This window comes from Zhongshania aquimaris, assembly GCF_019312595.1.
GTDB classification, from domain to species: domain Bacteria; phylum Pseudomonadota; class Gammaproteobacteria; order Pseudomonadales; family Spongiibacteraceae; genus Spongiibacter; species Spongiibacter aquimaris.
Window position 1 is genome coordinate 1,204,952 of sequence record NZ_JAHWDQ010000001.1, and the last position, 24,217, is coordinate 1,229,168.

The window sequence follows — 24,217 nt, forward strand, 5'->3', positions numbered from 1 at the left end:
CAGTAATACCTACACCCAATCCTGACCAGACAATTGCTGCGCCAAGGCGCCAATATTTCCCGCGCCCTGTGTCAGCAATACATCACCAGGACGAATACGTGTTTTTAAAATATCAAATGCCGCTTCAGTGCTTTCCACAAACACCGGCTCAAACTTACCCTGCAGACGAATGCTCCTGCACAAGCTGCGACTGTCCGCGCCAGCAATTGGCTCTTCACCTGCGGAGTAAACGTCTAACAACAGTAAGCTGTCGACCGTCGACAACACCCGCACAAAATCCTCATACAAATCTTTGGTGCGACTAAAGCGGTGCGGTTGATACAGCATCACCAAACGGCGATCAGGCCATGCCTGACGCGCTGCTGATATTGTCGCCGCCACTTCAGTCGGGTGGTGACCATAGTCATCCACTAACATGAATTCACCTTCGCTTACCGCCAATTCGCCGTAGCGCTGAAAGCGTCGGCCAACTCCTTGGAAATTGGCAATCCCGGCGCAAATCGCATCGGCAGATATGCCTTCATCACTTGCCACCGCTATCGCCGCAGTGGCATTCAACACGTTGTGCACACCCGGCTGATGGATGCACAGAGCCAGCTCACTGCCATCGGGACGGCTTACTGAAAAACGACTTTGCATTCCCTGTTTCTCTAAGGAGTGAATTCGAAAATCAGCGTCGTCGCTAAACCCGTAGGTCAATGTGGGGCGACCAATATCTGGCAACAACTCACGAACAACCGGGTCATCAATACAAACCACTGCAATGCCGTAAAATGGCAAATTGTGAAGGAACTCAATAAAGGTCCGCTTCAACTTGCTAAAGTCGCCGCCATAGGTCGCCATATGATCGGCTTCAATATTCGTAATAACAGACACCATCGGCTGCAAATGTAAGAATGACGCGTCACTTTCGTCTGCCTCCGCTACCAAATAGCGGCTCTCACCCAAGGCTGCATTGGTACCAGCACTATTCACCAATCCACCAATGACAAAAGTCGGATCTAGACCGGCCTCTGCAAAAATAGACGTAATCAAACTTGTGGTCGTTGTTTTTCCGTGGGTACCTGCAACGGCGATACCGTGACGATAACGCATTAACTCAGCCAGCATTTCGGCACGACGAACAATTGGAACTCGGCTACTGCGTGCGGCAATAATTTCTGGATTGGCGTCATTTATCGCGCTGGATACCACCACCACATCGGAGTCACCAATATTCTCACCACGGTGGCCGAAGGCGATCCGCGCACCCAGCTGCTGTAAACGCGCGGTACTAGGCGATGCCTTTAAATCTGAACCCGAAATAATGTACCCAAGATTTAGCAACACCTCGGCGATGCCACACATACCAGCGCCGCCAATACCGATAAAATGTATGCGCTTAACTCTGCGCATTTCTGGCACAACGAAGGGGTGCTTAGGACTCATGGGCAAACTCCATGCAGTAATCTGCCGCGACATCGGCAGCATCTATTTTTGCCAACCGTCTTGCCGCTTCCGCGTTATTCAACAGATTCCCCCGCTGTGCCTTTTCACTTTGCAGCCACTCTAATAACGCTGAGGCTGTAAATTCTTTTTGATCAATGATTTCGCCTGCACCGCCATCCGCAAACCATTTCGCGTTCGCGCGCTGATGGTCATCTATTGCGTGAGGTAGCGGAACTAATATTGCTGGCACTCCGGCTGCGGCTAACTCAGCAACCGTCAATGCACCTGCGCGACAAATCACCACATCCGCCCAACTATAAGCCGCCGCCATATCGTCAATAAATGCTTCCGCCAGAACGGCCACATCAGCCTCGGCATAGGCCGCTAGTACAGCCTGCTCATGGTCGCGACCAGTTTGATGCCACAGCAATGGTCGCTCGGCTGCTGGCAATGTCTGCCAAGTTTGAATCACTACATCGTTGATTGGTTTAGCTCCGAGGCTGCCCCCCAATACCAATACTCGCAATTGTCCGCTGCGCTCAAGCCATCTTGCGGCCGGTGTATCCAGCGCCGCAATTTCACGACGGACAGGATTGCCGATATAGCGATTTTTTATACCGCCGAGTGCGATTGGATATCCGGTCAGACACAATTTGGCAATTTTCGCTAACAGGCGATTCGTGGTGCCTGCAACCGCATTCTGTTCTTGAATCACCACCGGCACGCCCAATAATTTTGCGGCCAGCCCACCCGGGCCAGAGGCGTAACCGCCCATACCCACCACACAAAAGGGTTTCAACTTTAGAATCAAGCGCATGCTTTGCAGCACAGCCACGCCCGCTTTGAATATCGCCACAACACGAAACAAAGGATTTTTGCCTCGCACACCCGACATATTTAAACAGTGCAAAGGTAAATCCGCAGCCGGCACTAAACGCGCCTCTATGCCTGCGGCAGTACCCAACCAGTGCACGGCGACACCGCGTTCAGCCAAGGCTCTAGCTACGGCTAATGCGGGGAAAACATGGCCACCGGTGCCGCCGGCCATCATCAATACGGTGCGCTCAGCGGCCATCTTGCCTCCGACATTCCCGTTCGATTCGTCCAACCAATGCAACCATTGCCATACATACCATTAAGCTACTGCCGCCATAACTCATGAACGGCAAGGTCAGTCCTTTGGTCGGCAACAATCCGGCATTTACACCCATATTGATAAAAGCCTGACCGCTAATCATGATGGCAATCCCATAGGCCACCAATGCGTGAAATTGCTTGCCCATCGATTCCGCATATCGACCAATAAATAAAATCCGCCCAATCAAGGCGACAAACAGACCGAGAATTAATAAGGTGCCTAAAAAACCAAATTCTTCCGCAAAGATAGCGAACACAAAATCGGTATGCGCTTCAGGCAAGTAAAATAATTTCTGCACGCTATTTCCTAAACCGACACCACTAAATTGGCCGCGACCAAAGGCAATCAATGACTGGGTTAACTGATAGCCAGTATTAAATTGATCTGCCCACGGATCAGTAAAAGCGGTTAAGCGCTTCATCCGATAGGGCTCAAAGATCACCATGGCGACAGCGCCAGCAACGCAACTTAAAATCACGAGCAAGAACTGGCCTAGCTTTACGCCGCCAAGAAAAATCATCACAAACGCGGTGCCAGCGGTGACAACGGTTGCACCAAAATCGGGCTCAAGCATTAGTAATAAGGTTACGGCAAAGAGCAGGGCCATAGGTTTAACAAAGCCTGACCAACTTTCACGAACCTCATCGTGTCTGCGCACGAGATAGCCCGCCAGATAAAAGATCACACATAGCTTTACAAACTCAGATGCTTGCAAGGTTATTGGGCCTAGGGATATCCAGCGGCGACTACCATTAACTTCGCGCCCAACGCCGGGAATAAGTACTAATGCCAACACCACAAAGCCAAGCAACAGCAACAGCCAACCGCTGCGTTCCCACACGTCGATTGGCGTGAGATACATGACAAGGCTAAGCACTGAAGCCAAACTAAAGTGGAATAGATAGCGCTTAGCAAAATAGAACGCGTCGTCGTAGCGACTCGCCGCGTGCTCAACCGATGCGGATGTCATCGCGACAAACCCAACCACCAGCAAGGCAACTATGATCAATTGTAAATGGCGATCAAATTGCTTGACCTCGGCAATGCTATTGCTCAGGTAGCTCATACAGACACTCCCCTTGCCAAAGATTTAACGGCATCGCTAAATACTTCGCCGCGGTGCTCATAGTTTTTAAACATATCGAAGCTTGCGCACGCCGGCGACAAAAGCACCACGTCGCCGTCGACTGCATAATTTGCCGCTGCGTTTACCGCCGACAACAAGGTATCGCAAATAGCAGCGGGAATTCTGCCGGCTAAAAGCTCGAGCATTTTTGGCGCCATCTCGCCAATAAATACTGCCGCGCGGGCGGAATCTGCAGCAGCGTTCATCAATGGCGTAAAATCCGCTCCCTTGCCGATACCGCCGGCAATCAATACGACCTTGCCAGAACCTGCTAAACCGCGCAGGGCCGACACCGCGGCGCCAACATTAGTGCCCTTGGAGTCGTTGTAATAACGGACGCGGCCAATTTCAGCTACAAATTCGCAGCGATGCGGCAAGCCCTTAAACTCACACAGCGCAGTTAACATGGCTGGCATGGCTAAACCGATAGCACTGCCCAGTGCCAATGCAGCTAGTGCATTGCTAATATTGTGCGAGCCCACTATTTTCATGGCTGCTACCGGAAGTAAGGGTTCCCTCGCTAAGGCTAAATACTGTTCGCCTTCTTTTTCCATCAAACCGAAAGCCCGAAAATCTGAGCGTCCCAATCCGAAGCTCCACTTCACTACATCATCGGGAACCAAGGGTGTACTCAGCGCATCGTCACGATTGATAACAACTTGCTTACACTCTCTGAAAATACGGTGCTTGGCTTGGTGGTAATTAATAAGACTGCCGTGATGATCTAAGTGGTCTTCACTGACATTCAATACAGTGGCTACTTCCGCGCCGACCGAAGCGCAGCGCTCTAGCTGAAACGACGACAGCTCCAGCACATACAACTCGACACTATCGTCTAACAAATCTAACGCAGGTGTACCGAGGTTGCCCCCAACAGCGACCCGACGGCCTTCGCACGCGGCCATTTCGCCAACCAAGGTGGTCACTGTACTTTTGCCGTTAGACCCGGTGATAGCGACAAGTGGCGCTTTAGCCTCGCGACAGAACCACTCTATATCGCCAGATACATGAACACCTTGAGACTTAGCCGCGGCAATAGCAGGCTCTGCTAGGGAAATACCAGGACTAATTACGAGCTCGGTTGCGCTTAAAAATTGATCTTCAGAAAATTCGCCCAATGTAAGCTCAACACCGGGAAACTCCCGCCGAAATTCTTCTAATCCGGGCGGGATATCTCGACTATCTGCAAGCGCAAAAGACAGTCCTTGGCGGGTAAAATAACGGGCGATAGAAAGCCCGGTATTACCTAAACCAATAACGACCCGTCTATTGTCGGATGCAATCAAACTCACTTTTTGTACCAACCCCGAATAAAAATTTTAACGTAGTTTTAAAGTTGCCAAACCGAAAAGCACCAGCATCACAGTAATAATCCAGAAACGCACAATGACACGTGGTTCCGGCCAACCCTTTAATTCAAAATGATGATGAATAGGTGCCATGCGGAAAATACGTCGCCCCGTTAATTTGAAGGAAGCGACTTGTAAAATGACCGACACCGTTTCTAATACAAAAATGCCGCCCATGATAAAAAACACAATTTCATGCCGCGTAATAACGGCAACGGTTCCCAGTGCAGCGCCTAATGCAAGCGCACCGACATCGCCCATAAAAACTTGCGCGGGATAGGTGTTAAACCACAGGAATCCCAAGCCTGCGCCTGCCAAAGATCCACATATAACAATCAACTCACCGGCACCTGCCACATAGGGAATGTGCAAATACTCCGCGAACTTAACGTTACCGGTCAGATAGGCAATTAAACCTAAAGCAGCACCAACCATAACCGTCGGCAAGATTGCCAAACCATCCAAACCGTCGGTCAAATTGACTGCGTTACTGGAACCAACTATCACGAAATACGTGAGCACGATAAAAAATGCGCCCATCTGCCAACTTACGTTTTTGAAGAACGGAAAAAACAATTGGGTGTCGACCGGACTATCTGCGGTTACATATAAAAAGATCGCCGCACCTAAGCCGGCGATACTTTGCCAAAAATATTTCCAGCGCGCTGGAAGCCCACGTGAATTGCGCTGTATAACCTTGCGATAGTCATCTACCCAGCCCACTGCGCCAAAAATCGCAGTAACCACAAGTACGGTCCATACAAAGGGGTTCCGCAAATCTGACCACAACAAGGTGCTGGTAAAAATCGCCACTAAAATAAGTGCGCCGCCCATCGTTGGAGTACCTGATTTACTCAGGTGCGACTTAGGACCATCGTCACGGATTGCCTGGCCAATTTGATAGAAATTTAATTTACGTATCATGAACGGGCCAACTAACAAGGAGATAGCCAAAGCCGTTAAGACGCCGAGAATGCCGCGAAAACTCAGATACTGAAATACCGCAAAACCGCTTATATGCTGACTTAGGTACTCAGATAGAAATAGCAACATTAGCTATTACTCCCTGTTAATTCCGCAGAGAGCGCGTCAACTACTTCTTCCATCGCGGCACTGCGCGAACCCTTGACCAATACCGTATCTCCCGATTTTACAAAACGACCTAACTTAGCAATTAGTTCCGCCTTCTTAGCGAAGGCAAAACTCTCTCCACCGAACTCGGAGGCCATTAATTCAGCAAACTCGCCCACCACAAATAGGGCGTCTATTCGATTCTCACGGGCGTAAGCGGCAATCTCGCGGTGTCGCAAATCGGCCTCAGCACCAAGCTCAGCCATATGCCCCATGACAAATACTTTTCTACCAACACCGCTCGCTAACACATCAATCGCGGCGCGCACCGAACCAGAATTAGCGTTATAACTATCGTCAATCACTGCGACACCGGCGATGTCTCGCCGCAACAGACGCCCGCTAACACTGCGCATAGACTCTAAACCTGCAACAACGTCTGCAAGGCTTACACCAGCGGAAAGTGATGCCGCTGCTGCCGCCAATGCATTCGCTATCATATGGCGCCCCGACAAAGGCATGCACACTCTTGCACTACCGTTAAAACTCACCAATTCAAACCGAACCGTTCCCGGTACACTCAGGTCAATATCACGAGCAAACACATCGACATCCTCACGCACAAGGCTGAATAGACGTTGTTTTACGTGCTTGGCAATGCTCCGCCACAACTCGCAATACGTGTCATCAGCGTTTATGACGGCAAGGCCATGTTGCGGCAAACTACTAAATATCTCGCCCTTGGTCTTCGCCACACCTTCCAGTGATCCGAAGCCAGCAATATGCGCTGGCTGTGCGTTTGTTAATACCGCGATATCCGGCTCAGCAAACTCACATAAATAAGCAATATCACCTTGTTTGGCAGCGCCCATTTCGATCACTGCAAAACGATGTTTTTCTTCGATAGCGAGCAAACTCAATGGCACGCCGATCTCATTGTTTAAATTACCTTGCGTGGCGAATAAATCACCGTGCTGCGCAAAGATACTTGCAAGCATTTCTTTGGTGCTGGTCTTCCCGCTACTGCCAGTAACCGCAACTAGTGGCCCTGAAAATTGACGACGATTTTCTCTTGCGATCAATCCCAAAGCATGACGACTGTCTGTGACCAACACACTGGGCAGAATATCCGTTGATTCACTAACTAATGCTGCTATTGCGCCATTTTTTTTAGCGTCTTCAACAAATTTATTGCCGTTAAAATTTTCGCCAGACAGCGCAACAAATAAATCGCCACGTTTAATTTTCCGAGTGTCAGTGGATAAACCCAGCACTTGTACATCGGCGCCGCACAACTTTCCGTCAGCACAGTTCGCAATTTGCCCTAAGGTCATCGGAGAAATCACAGCGATGTCCTCGCGGCTAGAGCAAGACGCGCACATTGCACATCGCTAAATGGCAATCGGTGACCAGCTATTTCCTGGTAATCTTCGTGCCCCTTGCCTGCCACTAAAACAATATCACCCGATCTTGCAGACGCAATAGCGGCTTGAATAGCTGTCGCTCGCTCAGGCTCTAAAAATGGTTTCTCACTCATTCCCGCGCAGATATCGGCGATAATTCCCTCGGCAGATTCCGATCGTGGATTATCGTTAGTCACCCAAACCTGATCTGCATATTGCTCAGCAATCGCACCCATCAACGGCCGCTTTGATTTATCTCGATCACCACCGCAACCCATCACACAAATAATTTTTCCGAGAATAACGGGGCGCAATGTTTGCAACACTTTTTGCAGTGCATCTGGTGTATGAGCGTAGTCAACGACGGCCAATACATCATCTTCCGAACGTAAACACTCCATTCGGCCAGGCACAGGTTTCAATAACGGCAAGGCCGCCTCGATATCTTTTGCGGGAACTCCCAAACCTAATAATGCGGCACTCGCCGCCAGTAAGTTTGATAAGTTAAATGCGCCCAACAGAGGAGAGCTAATACTTATATCACCCCAGCCACTGCGTAATTGCGCACGAATGCCATTCATATCGCAGCTCACATTTTCTGCGTATACCTTTGCTCTTTCGTCAAAAACACTAAAATCAATAATCTGTTTCGCTGTTGATCTAGCCAATAATTTGCGACCAAACTCGTCATCCCGATTTATAACCGCCAGCTGCAATCCCGACCAAGCAAATAGCCGAGCTTTTTCTTCGCCATAGGCCTCCATCGAGCCGTGGTAATCAAGGTGATCTTGGCTAAGGTTGGTAAACACGGCGGCGGCAAAGTTTAAAGCGGCAACACGGTGCTGCGCCAAGCCGTGAGACGACACTTCCATCGCCGCCCAACTTGCACCGCCATCGCGCCAATCACCAAGAATTGCCTGTACAGAAACCGCATCCGGAGTCGTATTGGCGCCGCTGCTTAAGCGCCCAAAACGACCACTGCCCAATGTACCTATAAGGCCACAGGGTTCACCGATTGCCTCTAGTAACTGTGCAACCATCCACGCGCAACTCGTCTTACCGTTGGTTCCGGTAATACCGATCAATTTAAGTTGCGAAGATGGATTGCCATAAAAACGGCCAGCTATATCGCTCAACTTTGCCAGTAAATCATCAACCACGACCACGGGTAATGACCACTGCGCGGGATCGAATGGTGCGTCAGCTATCACGGCAACTGCGCCAGCATGAATCGCGGCATCAATATAATCTCGGCCATCGACGGTATGCCCACGCACCGCCAAGAACACATCGCCAGCTTGCACGTCGCGACTGTTCAGTGCCAAGCCGGTTACCGGCACGGCTGCAACTTCCGGCGGTAAATCGTTTAGCAAATCGCCGAGTAATCTTGGTACTGTGTAATCCTGTTGCTCTGCCATCACGCCGCCGAATCTCCCTTCACTTTAGGTTTAGGGTCAGCCGGCTCTAGGTTGTCCGGCGCAATATTTAACAAGCGCAAAGCGTCAGACACCACTTTCGAAAAAACCGGTGCGGCAACCAAGCCACCAAAATAATCTCCATGGGGTTCGTCTATAGTTACTACCGCCACAATCCGGGGATTACTTGCCGGTGCAACACCTGCAAACAAGGCGAAATAGCGATCCTTTGCGTACCCACCGGCTTCAGCTTTATGAGACGTTCCCGTTTTACCGGCAATTCGATAGGCATCTACTTGCGCTCGCGTTGCAGTGCCACCCAGCTCGGTCACCTCCTCAAGCATTGAAACAACTTGCCGAGCTATTTTTGCTGAGATCACTTGTTGCTTAACGGGCTTTTCGGTTCGCTTGAGCAGCGAAACCTGCTGAAACATGCCGCGGTTTGCAAACACAGAATACGCCTGAGCAAGCTGTAAATTTGTTACCGTCAAACCGTAGCCAAATGCAAATGTAGCGCGTTCAATAGCACGCCAATTTGGTCTATTCGGCAACATACCGTTGCTTTCGCCAGGAAAGCCCGAACCAGTTGAACGACCGAGGCCAAAGCGATTAAAAACGCCCCAAACATCGTTCTCATCGAGTGACAAAGCGATCTTAGTTGTCCCGACTTGGCTAGATTTTTTCAACACCTCCGCAACGGTAATCGAACCGTAGTTGCGGTGATCCTCAAGGACCTTCGGGCCGACCTTTATATAACCGGGATTGGTATTAATAATTGTATCAGGCGTGTATTTACCACTTTCTAAACCGGCAACAATTGTTAGCGGCTTAACAGTGGAGCCAGGCTCAAACATATCTATTACCGCGCGATTACGCATCGCATCTGGCACTAGCTGGCTCCGATTATTCGGGTTGAATGAAGGCTGATTTACCATTGCTAGTACTTCACCAGATTCGCTGTCGATAATAACGACCGAACCGGCTTTAGCGCCGGTTTTGGTGATTGCTGACTTGAGTTCTTTGTAAGCAAGATATTGCAAACGCAAATCTATACTGAGCTGTATATCTTTGCCGGGGCTAGCAGCCTCGCCGGCGTCTATCTCCCTAATAATATTGCCGTATAAATCTTTTAATACCTGCTTGCGCCCCGGTGTGCCGTTAAGCCATTCGTCGTAGGCAAGCTCCAACCCTTCCTGGCCGCGATCGTCGATATCGGTAAAGCCAAGGACATGCGCAGTGACCTCTCCCGCTGGATAAAATCTGCGGTACTCCCGTTGCAAATACACACCCGGTACTTTCATTTGCATAATCTGCTGAGCCGCTGCGGGTGCCATGTGTCGACGCAGATACATAAATTGACTGCCGCTATAACGTGCTATACGGCGCGACAATTCAGCTGGCTTCATTTCTAAACTAGTGGCTAGGCGAGCCCATTCTTCCTTCGCATTTTTTAACTCTTGAGGGTTTGCCCAAATAGACGCAACCGGAGTACTTACCGCCAAAGGCTCGCCATTGCGATCTGAAATCATGCCACGATGAGCTGGAATCACCTCGGTACGATTTGTACGGGCATTGCCCTGGCCCTGCAAAAACTCGTAACCACGATCGACATCTAACACTTGCAGCGTTAGCGTACGCCATACTAAAAGAAGCGCGAGCACAAATAGCGCCCCCACAACAATGCGGAAACGCCACGGCGAAATAGGTGCTTTAACCTGCTTTCCCATAGCCCCCAACCATTTTTACTTCCCGCGCCTTAGGCGCTTGCATTTTTAATTTTTGAACAGCCATGTCTTGCACACGATCTGGTGACGCCCATGTACTTTGTTCGAGCAATAAACGGCCCCAATCTTCTTCGAGCAACATTGCATCACGGCGTAAATCTTGTAGCTGGCCAAATAACTTGCGACTCTTATGCGAACTTTGAACCACGGCAATGCACGAAATAATCACTAGCAATATTAGTAGCGGCACAGCCACGCCGCCGATAGGAGCCTGAACTTCAGCTTCTGCTAGCACATAATTCTTTTTATTTGTGCTGCGCTGCTTTTTGCCCAGCATATATCCCCCTATGCACACTCGTCGTATGCTAGTTTTTCTGCCACTCGCATGACTGCACTGCGCGAACGGGGATTCATCTCGACCTCTTGCTCCGACGCCTTTACTGCCTTACCAATAATTTTTAAACGGCGATTACGCTGACTTTCTGTCACCGGTATATATGCCGGCACATCGTCACCTTCAGATTGACGCCGCATGAAACGCTTAACCATCCGATCTTCTAAGGAGTGAAAACTAATCACGACCAAACGACCACCAACCGCTAATTGATCAACCACACTTCCGAGCAATCTTTCTAAATCGGTCAATTCATTGTTAATAAAAATTCTAATTGCTTGGAAACTCCGAGTCGCCGGATGCTTGTGCTTTTCCCAAGCAGGATTTGCTTCAGTTACGATTTTTGCCAGCTGCAATGTCCGTGTAATCGGCGCCTCTTCCCGCGCAGCAATAATCGCTCTGACAATGCGCTTGGCAAATCGCTCTTCGCCGTAGTCACGCAAGACCTTAACCATTTCCGCCTCTTCAGCAGTCGCAATCCACTCCGCCGCACTCATACCGCTGCCGGTATCCATGCGCATATCGAGATCGCCATCGCGCATAAAGCTAAAGCCGCGCTCAGCTTGATCAAGCTGCGGGGACGACACCCCTAAGTCGAGTAACACCCCAGTAAATGGGCCGCCAAAATCCGCTTCTTGTGCTAATTTCGCAAGCTCGGCAAATGAACCGCGTGCGATACTAAAGCGGTGATCACCAGCCGCTAACTGCTCACCCTCGGCAATTGCCTGGGCGTCTTTATCAATCCCTAATAAACTGCCATCGACAGCCAACCGCGAGAGAATCAATCTGCTATGCCCACCACGACCAAACGTGCCATCAACGTAACGACCGCTGGCATCGGTTACTAGCGCGCTGACCGCCTCGTCAAGCAGTACTGTTAAATGCTGTTCCAAGCTATCCACTCTCGCTAAAGGGAAAGGGATAACATTTCTTCTGGCATGTCACCCTCTCCCGCTGCACCCAGCCAATCGAACCAGCCAGATTCACTCCACAGTTCTAGTTTTTTACCCTGACCAACCAGCAATAGCTTCTTATCAAGATCGGCGTAATCACGTAATGGCTGAGACAGAAGTACACGCCCATTGCCGTCCATTTCTAGAGGTGTTGCATAACCCAGCAATAGGCGCTGCGCTAGCCGAGCTTTGCGGTGAATATTGGGAAGCGCCTCGATCTTTGGCAGTAAATCCAGCCACTGAGGTTCGGGGTAGACCAGTAAGCAGCGCTCTTCGGTATGGGCGGTTATCACTAAACGGCCGTCACAGGCAGACATCAAGGCGTCGCGAATTTTGGCTGGTATCGCCAAGCGCCCCTTGCTATCCATTGTGATTGTATGACTGCCGAGGAACATAATTCCCACCAAGCTCCGCTTTTAAACCGCAAAATACCACGAAAAACCACTTTTACCCACTGGGGCACACTATAGGAACTTGCAAGCCTAGGTGTCAAGCAGCGCAGAAGGGAATTTTTGTAAATGTGTCAGTAACTTGCGTGATAAATTGGGCAATGGAAATTGAGTTTTTTTAGCTAGCTTCTATAAAACAAAGACATGAGGAAGTGACTTAATGTAGAACATTAAGTGCGGGAATACTTTAGCGAGAAATGAAAGAAAGTTGAGTCGGCCGATAAGCCGGGTTCTGTCTTGGACGACCATTCATCTGGGACCTGCGTCACCGCAAGCCTCTAGCAGCCTACCCGAATCCACTGTGGGCCACAGCAAAGGATTCCTATTTGGCCTTGCTCCAGGCGGGGTTTACCATGCCACGAACTGTTGCCAGTCGCGCGGTGCGCTCTTACCGCACCATTTCAACCTTACCGGCAGCTTGCGCTACTTAGGCGGTGTATTTTCTGTTGCACTTTCCGTAGGCTCGCACCTCCCAGGAGTTACCTGGCGCCTTGCCCTGCGGAGCCCGGACTTTCCTCCCAACAGTAAACTGAAGAGCGATCGTCTGGCCGACTCAACTGTAAGGATAACCAGTAGTCTGGGCTTTAGCAAGCGCTATTTCAGGCTAATCCTGAAGCGGAAAGTCTAAACCATATTGGTATAACTGGTTTTTTTTGAGACCACTGATTTTTGAGCACAAAGCGGCGGCCTGCTTCAAGGGCAATTCGGCCCGCAATATATTCAGCATATCAATTGTCGCCGCGGGAATACCCTCATCCCCTTTAAAGCCCTCTATTAACAATACACACTCACCGCGTTGCTGATTGCTATCTGCACTGACCCAGTCATGAAGCTCTGATGCCGGCAGGCGCTTCACTGTTTCGAATAGCTTGGTGATCTCCCTAGCCAATACGACAAGCCGATCCCCGCCCATTGCGGCGCTAATATCCGCGAGGCTATCTCGGACCCGATGCGGCGCCTCATAAAAGATCATAGTGCGGCGCTCACGCTGCAAACCTTTCAACACCGTTAACCTCGCGTGCTGTTTGGCAGGCAAAAAACCTTCAAACATAAAACGATCAGATGGCAGTCCAGCCACACTTAAGGCCGCAATCACCGCACATGCCCCTGGAATAGGAACAACTTTAATCCCTTCCCGCAGTGCCAAATCAACTAAGCGGTAGCCGGGGTCTGATACCAAAGGCGTACCCGCGTCCGAAATCAGTGCCAAACTTTTACCGCCGCGCAAATGAGCAAGCAAACGCTCTAGCTCTGCACTATTACTGTGATCGTGATAGGCACAAACAGGTGTACGTATATCAAAATGACTAAGTAACGTGCGACTGTGACGGGTATCTTCAGCGGCAATGAGCGCTACTGTTTGTAGGATCTCTACGGCTCGGGGTACCATGTCCGATAAATTACCTATCGGCGTGGCAACAACATAGAGGGTCGGGGTATTATCCACGGGCTAGCCTCACTCAATCTTACATGACCGCGCAGACTAACAACGGCCAATCAATGAAGACAAGCACTTTCATACTTATACTCATCGCCGCACTCCTGGCGAGCTGTAGTTCGGCACCCGTTACGCAGACAAAGCCTAGGCCAAGTAACGTCGAGAGGTACACGGCTAAACCCCGCCCCGTGTCGACGCCAAGCGGCGAGTTCAACCCCGCAACTGTAGATATCGCCACCGCCGAACAGTGGTTAACGGACGCCAAAAGTTTAGATCCCGATGAGTCAGCAGAGCTATTACTGCAAGCTGCTGAGGTATTGCTAAGGGAAGGAGAACTTGCGCGCGCAGACGATGTAACCGGCGAATTGATTCCCCCGGAACTTACCGCAGACCAAGCGCTGCGCTTAGCTATTATTCGAGCGCGAGTTCACCGCGGTCACGCCGAATTTGCACAAGCCTTAGCGCAACTTTCAGAGCCGCTAGTAGAACGTGCCGTGCTGGAAGCGCCGGTTCGTCGACAAATGCAATACAGCCAACTTCGCGCCTCCTTATACGAAATAGAAGGTGATTATTTATCTGCCGCCCGCGAGCGGATATTTATAGACCCGCTGCTTACCATCACCCAACAGCCAGCCAATAGAGAATCGATCTGGGCCTCTCTAATGCAAATACCGACCTCGGTGCTCGTCAAAAATATCAACAGCACTAGCAATAGAGACTATATCGGCTGGCTCGAACTTGCCTCTATTGCTAAAGACAATCAGAACAATATCGATGCACAAGTAAAACAACGTGATGCATGGCTGCGCAACTGGCCCCAGCATCCCGCCCACAACGCACTCCCAGGCGGACTGGACAAGCTAAATGATTTGATTGTTGAGCGCGCCGATCAAGTGGCCCTGATTCTGCCAGTTACTGGCCGCTTAGCAGCATACGGCAAGGCGATTCGCGATGGCTTTTTTGCAGCTTATTACGAGACCTTAAATGAAGGCGGCAATGTCCCTCAGATCAACCAATATGACAGTAATTCAACAGACATCAGTTCCCTGTATCAGCAGGTTTTAGACAGTGGCAATAAGCTTGTCATCGGCCCACTGGAAAAAGAAAATCTAAGCGCCTTGGTCGCAAGTCATCCAAGCACAATGAATGTACCGACACTGGCACTCAATCGCATAGATGGCGACCGCTTTCCCAAGGGCTTATACCAGTTCGGTTTAAATCCAGAAGATGAAGCAGAGCAAATCGCCGATATCGCGAAAAGCAAAGGCTATTCACGCGCACTTATTCTCACGCCAGAGGGAACATGGGGACAGAAAGTCGCGGCAGCTTTTGCCCAGCGCTGGCAAAGTTTAAATGGCAGAATAGTCGCCAGCCAAACTTTCGACGCGTCGAAAAATAATTATTCGCAACGCATTAAAAGCACATTACAAATTGACAAGAGCCAACAGCGTCTGCAGCGCTTGCAGCAGATTATTGGCATACGCCCCAACTACGAGCCTTATCGGCGATCGGACGTAGATTTCATATTTTTGCTAGCTAGACCAAACGAAGGCCGCGCGATTAAGCCTCTTCTCGCATATCACTACGCTGGTGACATCCCGGTGTATGCAACATCGCACATCTATCGGGGCAGTAATTCGCCCAGCAAAGACCGAGATATTAATGGCGTCCGCTTTATCGATATACCCTGGATATTTGACGAAAAATCGGCAATCCGCCAAGAAATTAATACTGGAATACCATCAAGCCCCGCCTACCAAAGGATGTACGCGCTGGGTGTAGACAGCTTTCGACTGCATTTACGCCTCAAGCAATTACGCAATGGTGCGAGCGCACGCGTGTTTGGCGAAACCGGTACACTTACACTGAATGCGCTTGGCCAAATAGAGCGCGAGCTGGCCCTAGCCGAAATTCAAGACGGAATCGCTGTCGTCAACCCGATGGGGATTGCTAGCAAAGACGCGGAAAATGATTTTTAAATCTCTAAAAAGCGCAGACATTGGAGACAGGGCTGAACGCGGCGCCCGCCGACTACTCGAAAAACACAAGCTTAAGATTTTGCACCAAAATTACCGAAGTCGTTTCGGAGAAATCGATCTTATTGCGATGTCAGAAAAATACCTTATTTTTGTTGAGGTGCGCTTCAGAGAAAATTCGTTCTTTGGCAGCGGAGCTGAAACCGTCACCAGTAAAAAGCAACAACGCATAATTCTTACCGCACGCCACTTCCTCAGCAGTGGCGCATACACTGAACTACCTTGCCGCTTCGATGTCATTGAAGCAAGTAACGATAAAAGCGGTAAACTACATTTTAACTGGCTAGAAAACGCGTTTCAGGAGTGAAAGACAAAATTACCGTGGACTATTCCGAGCAAGTAGTAGATTTATTTCACCGCCACATTGAGAGCTGCATGTACACCATGGAGGCACTTGGCGAGGCCATTGCACAGGCTAGCGAGTGCCTTGTAGAAAGCATGCTCCAAGAGCACAAAATTATCTGTTGCGGAGAAGGCAACAGCGGCTTAATTGCCCACCATTTAGCAACCAATTTACTGAATAGCTTTCAACACGAGCGTCCAGCATTGCCCGCGATGGTGCTAAGCTCCGATGCTGCGACCGCAATAGCAGCCGATTCCAGTTACAACGATATTTACGCAAATCAGATACGCGCGCTAGGGCAAACAGGCGACTGCCTTGTTCTTTGCTATAACGGCGGCGGTGCAGCAGCTACGCTTAGAGCAATCCAAGCGGCCCACGAGCGAAATATGCGCGTAGTCTCAATCAGCAATGTCAAAGGTGGCGATGCCAGCGCCCTGCTATTGCCAGACGATATAGAACTTACTTTTCCGATCGAAGACCGTGCAAGAGCAATTGAAGTTCAGCTCGTTGCCGTACACAGCATTTGCGAATTAATAGACACTCAACTATTTGGAACCCCCCACGCATGAACATATTTATACGTTTTGGCCTTACGATAGCGCTCACCCTATTCATGAGCGCATGTACGCAAATTATCACCGCAACCACCGACAAACCCATTGCCGATGATCCAGGAAGCCGAAGCCTAGGCAGCTACGTTGACGATGAAATCATTGAAACCAAGGTTCTCGTGAACATCAACAAAACCGATCCCGCGCTAAAGGCATCTCGTATTAGCGCCACCAGTCACAACGCTATCGTACTGCTAACAGGGAATACCGCCAGCGAAGACCTCCGGCAACTTGCTGGCGAGGTTGCAAGCGGCGTCAAAAAAGTACGTAAAGTGCACAACGAACTAAGCGTAGGGGCCGATGTAAGCATGCTAGCCAGAAGCAATGACGCCTGGATAAGCACCAAAGTAAAGAGTCGATTATCACTAAACGAACAGCTAGATGCATCAAAGATTAAAGTCGTCACCGAAAACGGCATCGTTTATTTAATGGGCCTGGTATCTAAAGCAGAATCTGACACCGCCGCCACTGTTGTTAGTGAAACTAGCGGTGTGCAAAAAGTGGTGCGGGTTTTTGAATACTACTAACTTTCATTAAGAAAGCTGAAAAAGTCGCTAAGTTTATTTAACGACTTTGAGACTTGGCTTAGATTTAGTCGGGAGCTTGCTTAAACTCGCCGATGGGCGGGAACCAGCAGGCTGCGGAGGTGGCGTTGGCTCCTCTGCATCGAACAACATACCTTGGCCATTTTCCTTAGCGTATACGCCTAGCACAGCACCGACAGGCGCGCTTACCTCTTGTGACACACCGCCAAAGCGACCACTGAAGCTGAGAATGTCATTGCCGACATTTAGCCCCATGACCGCCGAGGGGGATATATTCAGAACAATTTGACCATCTTGGACATACTGCTGCGGAACAAAAACACCTTCGCGCAGGGCATCCACCAAAATATAGGGTGTGCAGTTGTTATCCACCACCCACTCATAAATTGCTCTGATCATATAAGGTCGACTAGACGTCATTGCCATATAAATTAAAGCAGCAAATTAAGCTACTGATGCCTCGCTACGCAATTCACGCTCTTTTTCAGTCAGACTTTCTTGGAAAGCCGGACGCTCAAACAACCGCTCCATATAGTCAAACAAAGGTTTTGACTGGCGGGTTTGCGGAATCACCACACCCAACTGCGGTAAACGCCATAAAATAGGCGCCAAACAGCAATCAACTAAGGTAAATTCTTCGCTCATAAAAAAGGGCTTTTCTGCAAAAATTGGCGCCACAGTTAACAAGCTGTCACGTAATTCCTTGCGCGCCTTTTCGGCGTTTTTCGGGTTATTACCAGCGAGCAGCTCGTCAACTAATCGACACCAATCCCGCTCTATACGATAGATATACTGGCGACTTTCACCACGCGCTACTGGGTAAACCGGCAGCAAAGGTGGATGCGGGAACCGCTCATCCAAATACTCCATCATGACCTTGGACTCATACAAGGCCAAGTCGCGATCAACCAAGGTTGGCAAAGAGTTATAGGGATTTAGTTCGGCGACCTCTTCCGGCAAGTTATCCGGCTTCACATCGACGATATCAACAGTCACGCCTTTTTCGGCCAATACGATTCTTACCCGATGGCAGTAATGACTCGCTGCGTCGGAAAAGAAAGTCATGGTAGAACGCTTGGCTACAACGCCCATTGATCTCACCTCAAATTAGAAAACTAAAACAACAAACGGGCAGCTCTAACTAGAGCCACCCGCCAACTATTACAAGCCCTTACAAAAGCGTAAAAACTAGTAGCAAAATTTAATGCACATCTTTCCAATATTCACGGTTTAGCAAGTACGCAAATATAAAGAACAGCGTGATGAACAGCAGCACAAATACACCAATACGCTTACTTTTCGCTTGCGCAGGCTCACCCACGTAATCCAAGAAGTTAACCAGATCATAGATTACTTTATCATATTCAGCCGGGCTCAAAGCGCCTTCGGGGGAATAGGTAAATGATCCACACGGATTTAACGCCTTGCCGTCTTCATCGAACAATACATCGTCACCCGTTAATGGGTCGCGAAGTATACCACCATTGTGCGCGTGAACCGGACCTGGCGCGCAGTGCGGCATACCTTGCAATTCAACTAAAACATGCGGCATACCAACATCTTTAAAGACTTTGTTATTAACACCCCAAGGACGTGACGGATCTGAATGGAAAGTACGAAGATAGGTGTACAACCAATCAGTGCCGCGAGCTCGCGCAACCAAGGTCAGATCTGGAGGTGCTGCGCCAAACCACTTTTTTGCATCATCCGCCGCCATCGCATTGGTCATTAACGAGCCAATTTTTGCATCAGCGTCAAACTTTAAGTTTTGCTCAAACAAATCAACGGGAATACCGAGATCATCTGCAGTGCGCTGATAACGACCGTATTCTAATGAATGACAGCCCATACAATAATTCATATAAGTCTTAGCGCCGCTTTGCAGCGACGCCTCGTCAGTCACATCAGTATCAATTTGATCGCAAGCCATGGTGCCACAGTTAAATGCAGACTCAGCACCAGCGGCTTTGAGAGGTAATACCGTCAGCACGATTACAGCCAACAGCACCAACATACTCTTCCAAAAGCCCATACCGCCATCGGTAGTGCGGGTTGGCTCAGGTTTAGTCGCCTCCCACTTGGTCCAGAAAGGCATCAGAATGAAGAAGGCGAAATAAATAACCGAACAAATACGCGCCAACAAAGTACGCGCTTCGGTTGGTGCTTTCACACCAAGCACGCCCAAGATCAGGAATGAAGCAACAAAAATCAAGATTGCAGCTTTACTCACACGGCCTTTGTAGCGAATCGACTTCACAGGACTGCGATCCAACCATGGCAACAAGAATAGAATCGCAACCGAGGCACCAAAGGCAATAAAGCCGAGCAACTTATCAGGAACCGCGCGCAATACCGAATAAAACGGTGTGAAGTACCAAACTGGCGCGATGTGATCTGGCGTTTTCAGACCATTAGCAATTTCAAAGTTCGCATACTCGATGAAATAACCACCCATTTCTGGGCCAAAGAAGATAATAGCTGCGAAGACGAACATGAATACCGCTATCGCCGTTAAATCATGCACGGTGTAATAAGGATGGAAGGCAACGCCATCCAGAGGAATACCATTTGCATCCTTATTCTTCTTAATTTCAACGCCGTCTGGGTTGTTAGAACCCACTTCGTGCAAGGCAAGTAGATGCAATACAACCAAGGCAATTAATACAATTGGCAGTGCAACAACATGAAGAGCAAAAAAGCGGTTCAAGGTAATACCCGATATCAGGTAGTCACCGCGAATCCACTGCACGATATCCTCACCGACAACAGGAATAGCACCGAACAAGGAGATGATAACCTGTGCACCCCAGTAGGACATTTGCCCCCATGGCAGCACGTATCCCACAAAGGCTTCAGCCATCAGCGCCAAGAAAATGAACATACCAAAAACCCAGATTAATTCCCGCGGTTTTTTGTACGAGCCATAAATTAAGCCGCGGAACATATGCAGATACACCACAACAAAAAACGCTGACGCGCCGGTGGAGTGCATGTAACGGATTATCCAGCCAAACTCGACATCCCGCATGATGTATTCAACAGAGCGAAATGCTTCTTCAGAGCTTGGTGTAAAGCTCATAGTCAACCAAACACCAGTCAGTAGCTGGTTTACCAGCACAACTAGAGAAAGGACGCCAAAGAAATACCAGAAATTGAAGTTTTTCGGCGCATAGTATTTACCCATATGGGTATCCCACGCACGCATAATAGGTAGGCGGGCATCAACCCAGTCACGCAGACCCACTAACATTTTGATCATTACGCAGCCCCCTGATCAACACCGATAACAATCACATTGTCACCCTCGTAGGAATACGGAGGAATAACAAGGTTTTGAGACGCAGGCGAACCTTGGTAAACGCGTCCCGCCAAATCAAAACGTGAACCGTGACATGGGCAAAAGAAACCACCAAGCCACGCCTTACCGCCCAAATCGGGAACACCGACCTCAGGGTAATGCTTTGGCGCACAACCTAAGTGGGTACACAAACCAACAAGGACAAGATATTCCGGGCGAATAGCGCGAGTTGCCGAATCAACGTACTCTGGCTGCTCGGAACCCGCAGAGGCTGGATCCTTCATGTACTGATCAAGCTGCTTTAAACCTGCAACTTGCTCTTCGGTGCGACGCACCACATAAACGGGCTTACCGCGCCACTCAACAACAACCATCTGGCCCGGTTCCAGTTTACTAATATCAGCCTTTACCGGTGCACCAGCAGCCTTTGCTTTAGCGCTTGGATTCCAAGAACCCACGAAGGGTGTTGCTATACCGACTGCGCCTGCGGCACCCACAACGGATGTTGCAGCGGTCAGAAAGCGTCGACGCCCTGTATTTATGCCGTCATTGCTCATGACGATTCCCCCATAATATACGAAAACTCAGGCAGGCCCCGCCTCTCGAAACGGAGCCAAATCCAAAATTCCAAATGGGCCAAATAGTAATGAACTTGGCCCTTACTGACAACATTAATGCGCAGCACAGACCTATATCAGGGCCTTTGCTTGAGCAAAAAAAAACGCCCACATAAAAGCTCGTGGGCGTTTTCCGAGTGCCGTAGCGGCAATCTCCACAGACCAGATGGCCGTCGCGGTTAACGCTTGGAGAATTGCGGCTTCTTACGTGCTTTACGCAGACCGACTTTCTTACGCTCAACTTCGCGAGCATCGCGAGTTACGTAACCAGCTTTACGCAGACCGCTGCGCAAACCCTCGTCGTATTCCATAAGAGCACGAGTAATACCGTGACGAATCGCGCCAGCCTGGCCAAAACTACCACCACCGCTAACCGTTACAGTCACATCAAACTTTTCAGCCATTTCGACCAGCTCAAGCGGCTGACGAACGATCATACGCGCAACTTCACGACCAAAGTACTGGTCAAGAGTCCGGGCATTAACTGAAATAGCACCTGTTCCTGCTTTCAGGAATACACGAGCTGAGGAGGTTTTACGGCGACCTGTACCGTAATACTGGGTGGCTGACATATTGCGCTTCCGTTAGATATTCAGTTCAACTGGCTGCTGAGCGGCATGGGGATGCTCAGTTCCAGCGTAGACTTTCAATTTTTTAAACATTGCACGACCCAGCGGATTCTTGGGTAACATACCCTTTACCGCACCCTGGATCACGCGCTCAGGGGCTTTATCAATCAACTTTTCGAAGCTTATAGACTTCAATCCACCTGGATAACCAGTGTGGTGATGATAGATCTTGCCAGTTGCTTTGTTGCCAGTAACGCGAATCTTCTCCGCATTAACAACAACGATATAATCGCCAGTATCAACATGAGGCGTGTATTCAGGCTTATGCTTACCGCGCAAACGATGCGCAATCTCACTGGCCAAACGACCCAATGTTTTTTCGGCGGCGTCTACTACGTACCAGTCGTGTATTACGTCACTGGGTTTTGCGCTTAAGGTTTTCATGTTTCTCGCCTATAGGGCCCGTACCGAACAAAGAGCGCGAATACTACATAAGTGCCAAGGGTTTTTCAAGTGGAATATTGATTTTGTAAGCCATAATTCTCAATGACCTATGGCCGGTGCTCGCAGGCCAGATATTCCTCTGATTGCATTTCAAGCAAGCGACTCTGAGTGCGCTCAAATTCGAAATCCAATCGACCGCCAGTATACAACTGCTCCAGCGGTGCAGCCGCAGATAATACCAGCTTAACGTTACGGTCGTAAAACTCATCTATCAAATTAATGAAACGACGCGCCTGATCATCCCTTCCAGCACCCATTTGCGGGACATTACTAATAAGTACCGCATGGAACACCCGCGCCAGCTCGATATAATCATACTGACTGCGCGGCCCATCACACAACTCTGAAAAATCAAACCACGCAACATCATCAGCGACAAATAAGGCCTGAATCTGCCGCCCCTCGATATCAAGCAGCTGATCTGCACTGGCAGCCTCAGGCGCCAAGCGCTTAAAACTCAGGGCCAAACTTTGATCCGCAGCCTCACCCAATGGGTGATAATAGAGCTCGGCCTGTTCAAGCGCCCGCAGACGATAATCCACGCCACCATCGACGTTAACCACATCAACCCTATCTTTTATCAAGGCAATGGCAGGCAAGAACCGCGCCCGCTGCAAACCATCTTTGTACAAACCGTCCGGAACAATATTTGACGTCGCAACAAGAACCACGCCGCGCGCAAAGAGCCGATCAAATAAGCCGGCCAATATCATCGCATCGGTGATATCTGACACAAAGAACTCATCAAAACAAATCACCCTCGCCTCGTCGGCAATGCGATCAGCAACAATGACTAATGGGTTTTTCTCACCTGACAGGGATTTCAACTCGCGATGCACTCGCTGCATAAAGCGGTGAAAGTGCGCGCGCATTTTGTTTTCGAAAGGCAATGTATCGAAAAAAGTATCCATGAGATACGTCTTCCCTCGACCTACACCGCCCCAAAAATAGAGCCCGCGAATCGTCGGCGGAGGGGTATTTCGTCCTGATAGCTTGGCCCCTACACGAGCAAAAAAGCTGCTACCACCCTGCGAGGGCTGAGCAAGCAGATCATCATATAAGCGCTGCAAACACTGCACAGCGTGCTCCTGAGCCGGATCATAAGAAAAATCGGCCTGCGTGAGATCGTGCTGATAACGCTGTATGGGAGTAGACATTCGTGTAGCCTCTTTCAAGACGGGCGCAACTGTACCGAGCCACAACCCAATTGGCAATTTTTTATCCCGGAGTACTGAACCCCAGCCAACGAGGGGTTATACTGTAGCGAAGGAGTGACAACTACGTCGACTCATCGGAGGAACCTCTGTGCAAGACATCAATACATTAATCGCCGTCGCCATTATCTGCTTACTCATCGGCGCAGCGGTAGGCTATTTCATTGTTGGTCGAATGAGACCTGAACAACAAAACCGCGCAGCGTTAGAAAAGCAATTCAATGATATGCAGCGTCAACAGCAAGACTATCAACAAGAAGTCAGCCATCACTTTGACCGCACGGGTGAACTACTTAACGAGCTGGCCGAAAGCTATCGCAGTGTTCACAACCACATTGTGGAGGGCGCACAAAATCTTCACAGCACCGGCATCAGTCCTCTGCAGGCCATTCCCGAGGGCCGACCAGTACTGGATAACAAGCCGAGCAAACTTGCCCCCGCAGCGCCACCACTAGATTACGCTCCACGGCAGCCCGGCAAAAAGGGTGCTCTACACGAAGAGTTCGGCATGGATTCAGAAAAGAAGCCCAAAGAACACCTTGAGCCGCCGGTCTCTCCGCACGCGTAATCTACACCAAATCCAAATCACCAT

Annotated in this window: 24 protein-coding genes and 1 other RNA gene; 5 read left to right on the forward strand and 20 right to left on the reverse strand. The window is 49.7% G+C overall.

Annotated features, from left to right (window positions below):
- Positions 1-9: 9 nt before the first annotated feature.
- The 13 genes from murC to rsmI form a co-directional block, all read right to left on the reverse strand.
- Positions 10-1,428 carry a UDP-N-acetylmuramate--L-alanine ligase gene (gene murC / locus KXJ70_RS05445; protein WP_219042423.1) on the reverse strand — a complete coding sequence of 473 codons (1,419 nt, stop codon included), beginning with the start codon at positions 1,426-1,428 and terminating at the stop codon, positions 10-12.
- On the reverse strand, positions 1,418-2,503 hold the full coding sequence (gene murG, locus KXJ70_RS05450; protein ID WP_219042424.1) for an undecaprenyldiphospho-muramoylpentapeptide beta-N-acetylglucosaminyltransferase: 1,086 nt from the start codon (positions 2,501-2,503) through the stop codon (positions 1,418-1,420). The genes murC and murG overlap by 11 nt, the downstream gene beginning before the upstream one ends.
- Positions 2,493-3,632 carry a putative lipid II flippase FtsW gene (gene ftsW, locus KXJ70_RS05455; RefSeq protein ID WP_219042425.1) on the reverse strand — a complete coding sequence of 380 codons (1,140 nt, stop codon included), beginning with the start codon at positions 3,630-3,632 and terminating at the stop codon, positions 2,493-2,495. Before ftsW ends, murG begins: the two co-directional genes overlap by 11 nt.
- Positions 3,629-4,984: a UDP-N-acetylmuramoyl-L-alanine--D-glutamate ligase gene (gene murD / locus KXJ70_RS05460; RefSeq protein WP_219042426.1), complete on the reverse strand. Its 1,356-nt coding sequence runs from the start codon at positions 4,982-4,984 to the stop codon at positions 3,629-3,631. The genes ftsW and murD overlap by 4 nt, the downstream gene beginning before the upstream one ends.
- Positions 4,985-5,011: 27 nt before the next feature.
- Positions 5,012-6,094 carry a phospho-N-acetylmuramoyl-pentapeptide-transferase gene (mraY, locus tag KXJ70_RS05465; RefSeq protein WP_219042427.1) on the reverse strand — a complete coding sequence of 361 codons (1,083 nt, stop codon included), beginning with the start codon at positions 6,092-6,094 and terminating at the stop codon, positions 5,012-5,014.
- The gene (locus KXJ70_RS05470; RefSeq protein ID WP_219042428.1) at positions 6,094-7,458 is read right to left on the reverse strand and encodes a UDP-N-acetylmuramoyl-tripeptide--D-alanyl-D-alanine ligase; all 1,365 of its coding nucleotides are present in this window, start codon (positions 7,456-7,458) and stop codon (positions 6,094-6,096) included. Before KXJ70_RS05470 ends, mraY begins: the two co-directional genes overlap by 1 nt.
- Positions 7,455-8,933 carry a UDP-N-acetylmuramoyl-L-alanyl-D-glutamate--2,6-diaminopimelate ligase gene (locus tag KXJ70_RS05475; RefSeq protein ID WP_219042429.1) on the reverse strand — a complete coding sequence of 493 codons (1,479 nt, stop codon included), beginning with the start codon at positions 8,931-8,933 and terminating at the stop codon, positions 7,455-7,457. The genes KXJ70_RS05470 and KXJ70_RS05475 overlap by 4 nt, the downstream gene beginning before the upstream one ends.
- Positions 8,933-10,657, reverse strand: coding sequence for a peptidoglycan D,D-transpeptidase FtsI family protein (locus KXJ70_RS05480; RefSeq protein ID WP_219042430.1), 1,725 nt, complete (start codon positions 10,655-10,657; stop codon positions 8,933-8,935). The genes KXJ70_RS05475 and KXJ70_RS05480 overlap by 1 nt, the downstream gene beginning before the upstream one ends.
- Entirely contained in the window at positions 10,641-10,991 is a 351-nt protein-coding gene (ftsL, locus tag KXJ70_RS05485; protein WP_219042431.1) for a cell division protein FtsL, read from the reverse strand. Before ftsL ends, KXJ70_RS05480 begins: the two co-directional genes overlap by 17 nt.
- A gap of 8 nt (positions 10,992-10,999) precedes the next feature.
- Positions 11,000-11,941 (reverse strand): 16S rRNA (cytosine(1402)-N(4))-methyltransferase RsmH, encoded by a 942-nt coding sequence (gene rsmH / locus KXJ70_RS05490; RefSeq protein ID WP_255558197.1) that lies wholly within the window; start codon positions 11,939-11,941, stop codon positions 11,000-11,002.
- Positions 11,942-11,955: 14 nt separating this feature from the next.
- Positions 11,956-12,396, reverse strand: a complete 441-nt coding sequence (gene mraZ, locus KXJ70_RS05495) for a division/cell wall cluster transcriptional repressor MraZ (protein ID WP_159239346.1) — start codon at positions 12,394-12,396, stop codon at positions 11,956-11,958.
- 259 nt (positions 12,397-12,655) lie between these two features.
- Positions 12,656-13,006: RNase P RNA component class A (gene rnpB / locus KXJ70_RS05500), an RNA gene on the reverse strand.
- A 48-nt stretch (positions 13,007-13,054) separates the two neighbouring features.
- Positions 13,055-13,897: a 16S rRNA (cytidine(1402)-2'-O)-methyltransferase gene (rsmI, locus tag KXJ70_RS05505; RefSeq protein WP_219042433.1), complete on the reverse strand. Its 843-nt coding sequence runs from the start codon at positions 13,895-13,897 to the stop codon at positions 13,055-13,057.
- Positions 13,898-14,076: 179 nt separating this feature from the next.
- On the opposite strand from rsmI, the gene KXJ70_RS05510 reads away from it, so the two are divergent.
- From KXJ70_RS05510 to KXJ70_RS05525, 4 genes are read left to right on the forward strand one after another with little or no spacing between them, the layout of a single operon-like run.
- Entirely contained in the window at positions 14,077-15,867 is a 1,791-nt protein-coding gene (locus KXJ70_RS05510) for a penicillin-binding protein activator (protein WP_219042434.1), read from the forward strand.
- A complete protein-coding gene (locus KXJ70_RS05515; protein WP_219042435.1) occupies positions 15,857-16,231 on the forward strand; it encodes a YraN family protein in 375 nt (124 codons plus the stop codon). Before KXJ70_RS05510 ends, KXJ70_RS05515 begins: the two co-directional genes overlap by 11 nt.
- Positions 16,228-16,836 (forward strand): D-sedoheptulose-7-phosphate isomerase, encoded by a 609-nt coding sequence (locus tag KXJ70_RS05520; RefSeq protein WP_219042436.1) that lies wholly within the window; start codon positions 16,228-16,230, stop codon positions 16,834-16,836. The genes KXJ70_RS05515 and KXJ70_RS05520 overlap by 4 nt, the downstream gene beginning before the upstream one ends.
- A complete protein-coding gene (locus tag KXJ70_RS05525; protein ID WP_219042437.1) occupies positions 16,833-17,405 on the forward strand; it encodes a BON domain-containing protein in 573 nt (190 codons plus the stop codon). Before KXJ70_RS05520 ends, KXJ70_RS05525 begins: the two co-directional genes overlap by 4 nt.
- Before the next feature lie 33 nt (positions 17,406-17,438).
- Here KXJ70_RS05525 and KXJ70_RS05530 read toward each other — a convergent pair whose 3' ends face one another.
- The 7 genes from KXJ70_RS05530 to zapE form a co-directional block, all read right to left on the reverse strand.
- Positions 17,439-17,822, reverse strand: a complete 384-nt coding sequence (locus KXJ70_RS05530) for a ClpXP protease specificity-enhancing factor (protein WP_439655071.1) — start codon at positions 17,820-17,822, stop codon at positions 17,439-17,441.
- Positions 17,823-17,867: 45 nt separating this feature from the next.
- Positions 17,868-18,515, reverse strand: coding sequence for a stringent starvation protein SspA (sspA, locus tag KXJ70_RS05535; RefSeq protein WP_219042439.1), 648 nt, complete (start codon positions 18,513-18,515; stop codon positions 17,868-17,870).
- Between the two features lie 109 nt (positions 18,516-18,624).
- Positions 18,625-20,682, reverse strand: a complete 2,058-nt coding sequence (locus KXJ70_RS05540) for a ubiquinol-cytochrome c reductase (protein WP_219042440.1) — start codon at positions 20,680-20,682, stop codon at positions 18,625-18,627.
- Positions 20,682-21,278, reverse strand: a complete 597-nt coding sequence (gene petA, locus KXJ70_RS05545; RefSeq protein WP_219042441.1) for a ubiquinol-cytochrome c reductase iron-sulfur subunit — start codon at positions 21,276-21,278, stop codon at positions 20,682-20,684. The genes KXJ70_RS05540 and petA overlap by 1 nt, the downstream gene beginning before the upstream one ends.
- A gap of 239 nt (positions 21,279-21,517) precedes the next feature.
- Complete coding sequence (rpsI, locus tag KXJ70_RS05550) at positions 21,518-21,910, reverse strand: 30S ribosomal protein S9 (protein WP_159239103.1); 393 nt, start codon at positions 21,908-21,910, stop codon at positions 21,518-21,520.
- Positions 21,911-21,922: 12 nt separating this feature from the next.
- The gene (rplM, locus tag KXJ70_RS05555) at positions 21,923-22,351 is read right to left on the reverse strand and encodes a 50S ribosomal protein L13 (protein WP_219042442.1); all 429 of its coding nucleotides are present in this window, start codon (positions 22,349-22,351) and stop codon (positions 21,923-21,925) included.
- A 107-nt stretch (positions 22,352-22,458) separates the two neighbouring features.
- The gene (gene zapE / locus KXJ70_RS05560; protein ID WP_219042443.1) at positions 22,459-23,568 is read right to left on the reverse strand and encodes a cell division protein ZapE; all 1,110 of its coding nucleotides are present in this window, start codon (positions 23,566-23,568) and stop codon (positions 22,459-22,461) included.
- Positions 23,569-23,716: 148 nt separating this feature from the next.
- On the opposite strand from zapE, the gene KXJ70_RS05565 reads away from it, so the two are divergent.
- Positions 23,717-24,193 (forward strand): Z-ring associated ZapG family protein, encoded by a 477-nt coding sequence (locus KXJ70_RS05565; protein ID WP_219042444.1) that lies wholly within the window; start codon positions 23,717-23,719, stop codon positions 24,191-24,193.
- Positions 24,194-24,217: the final 24 nt, after the last annotated feature.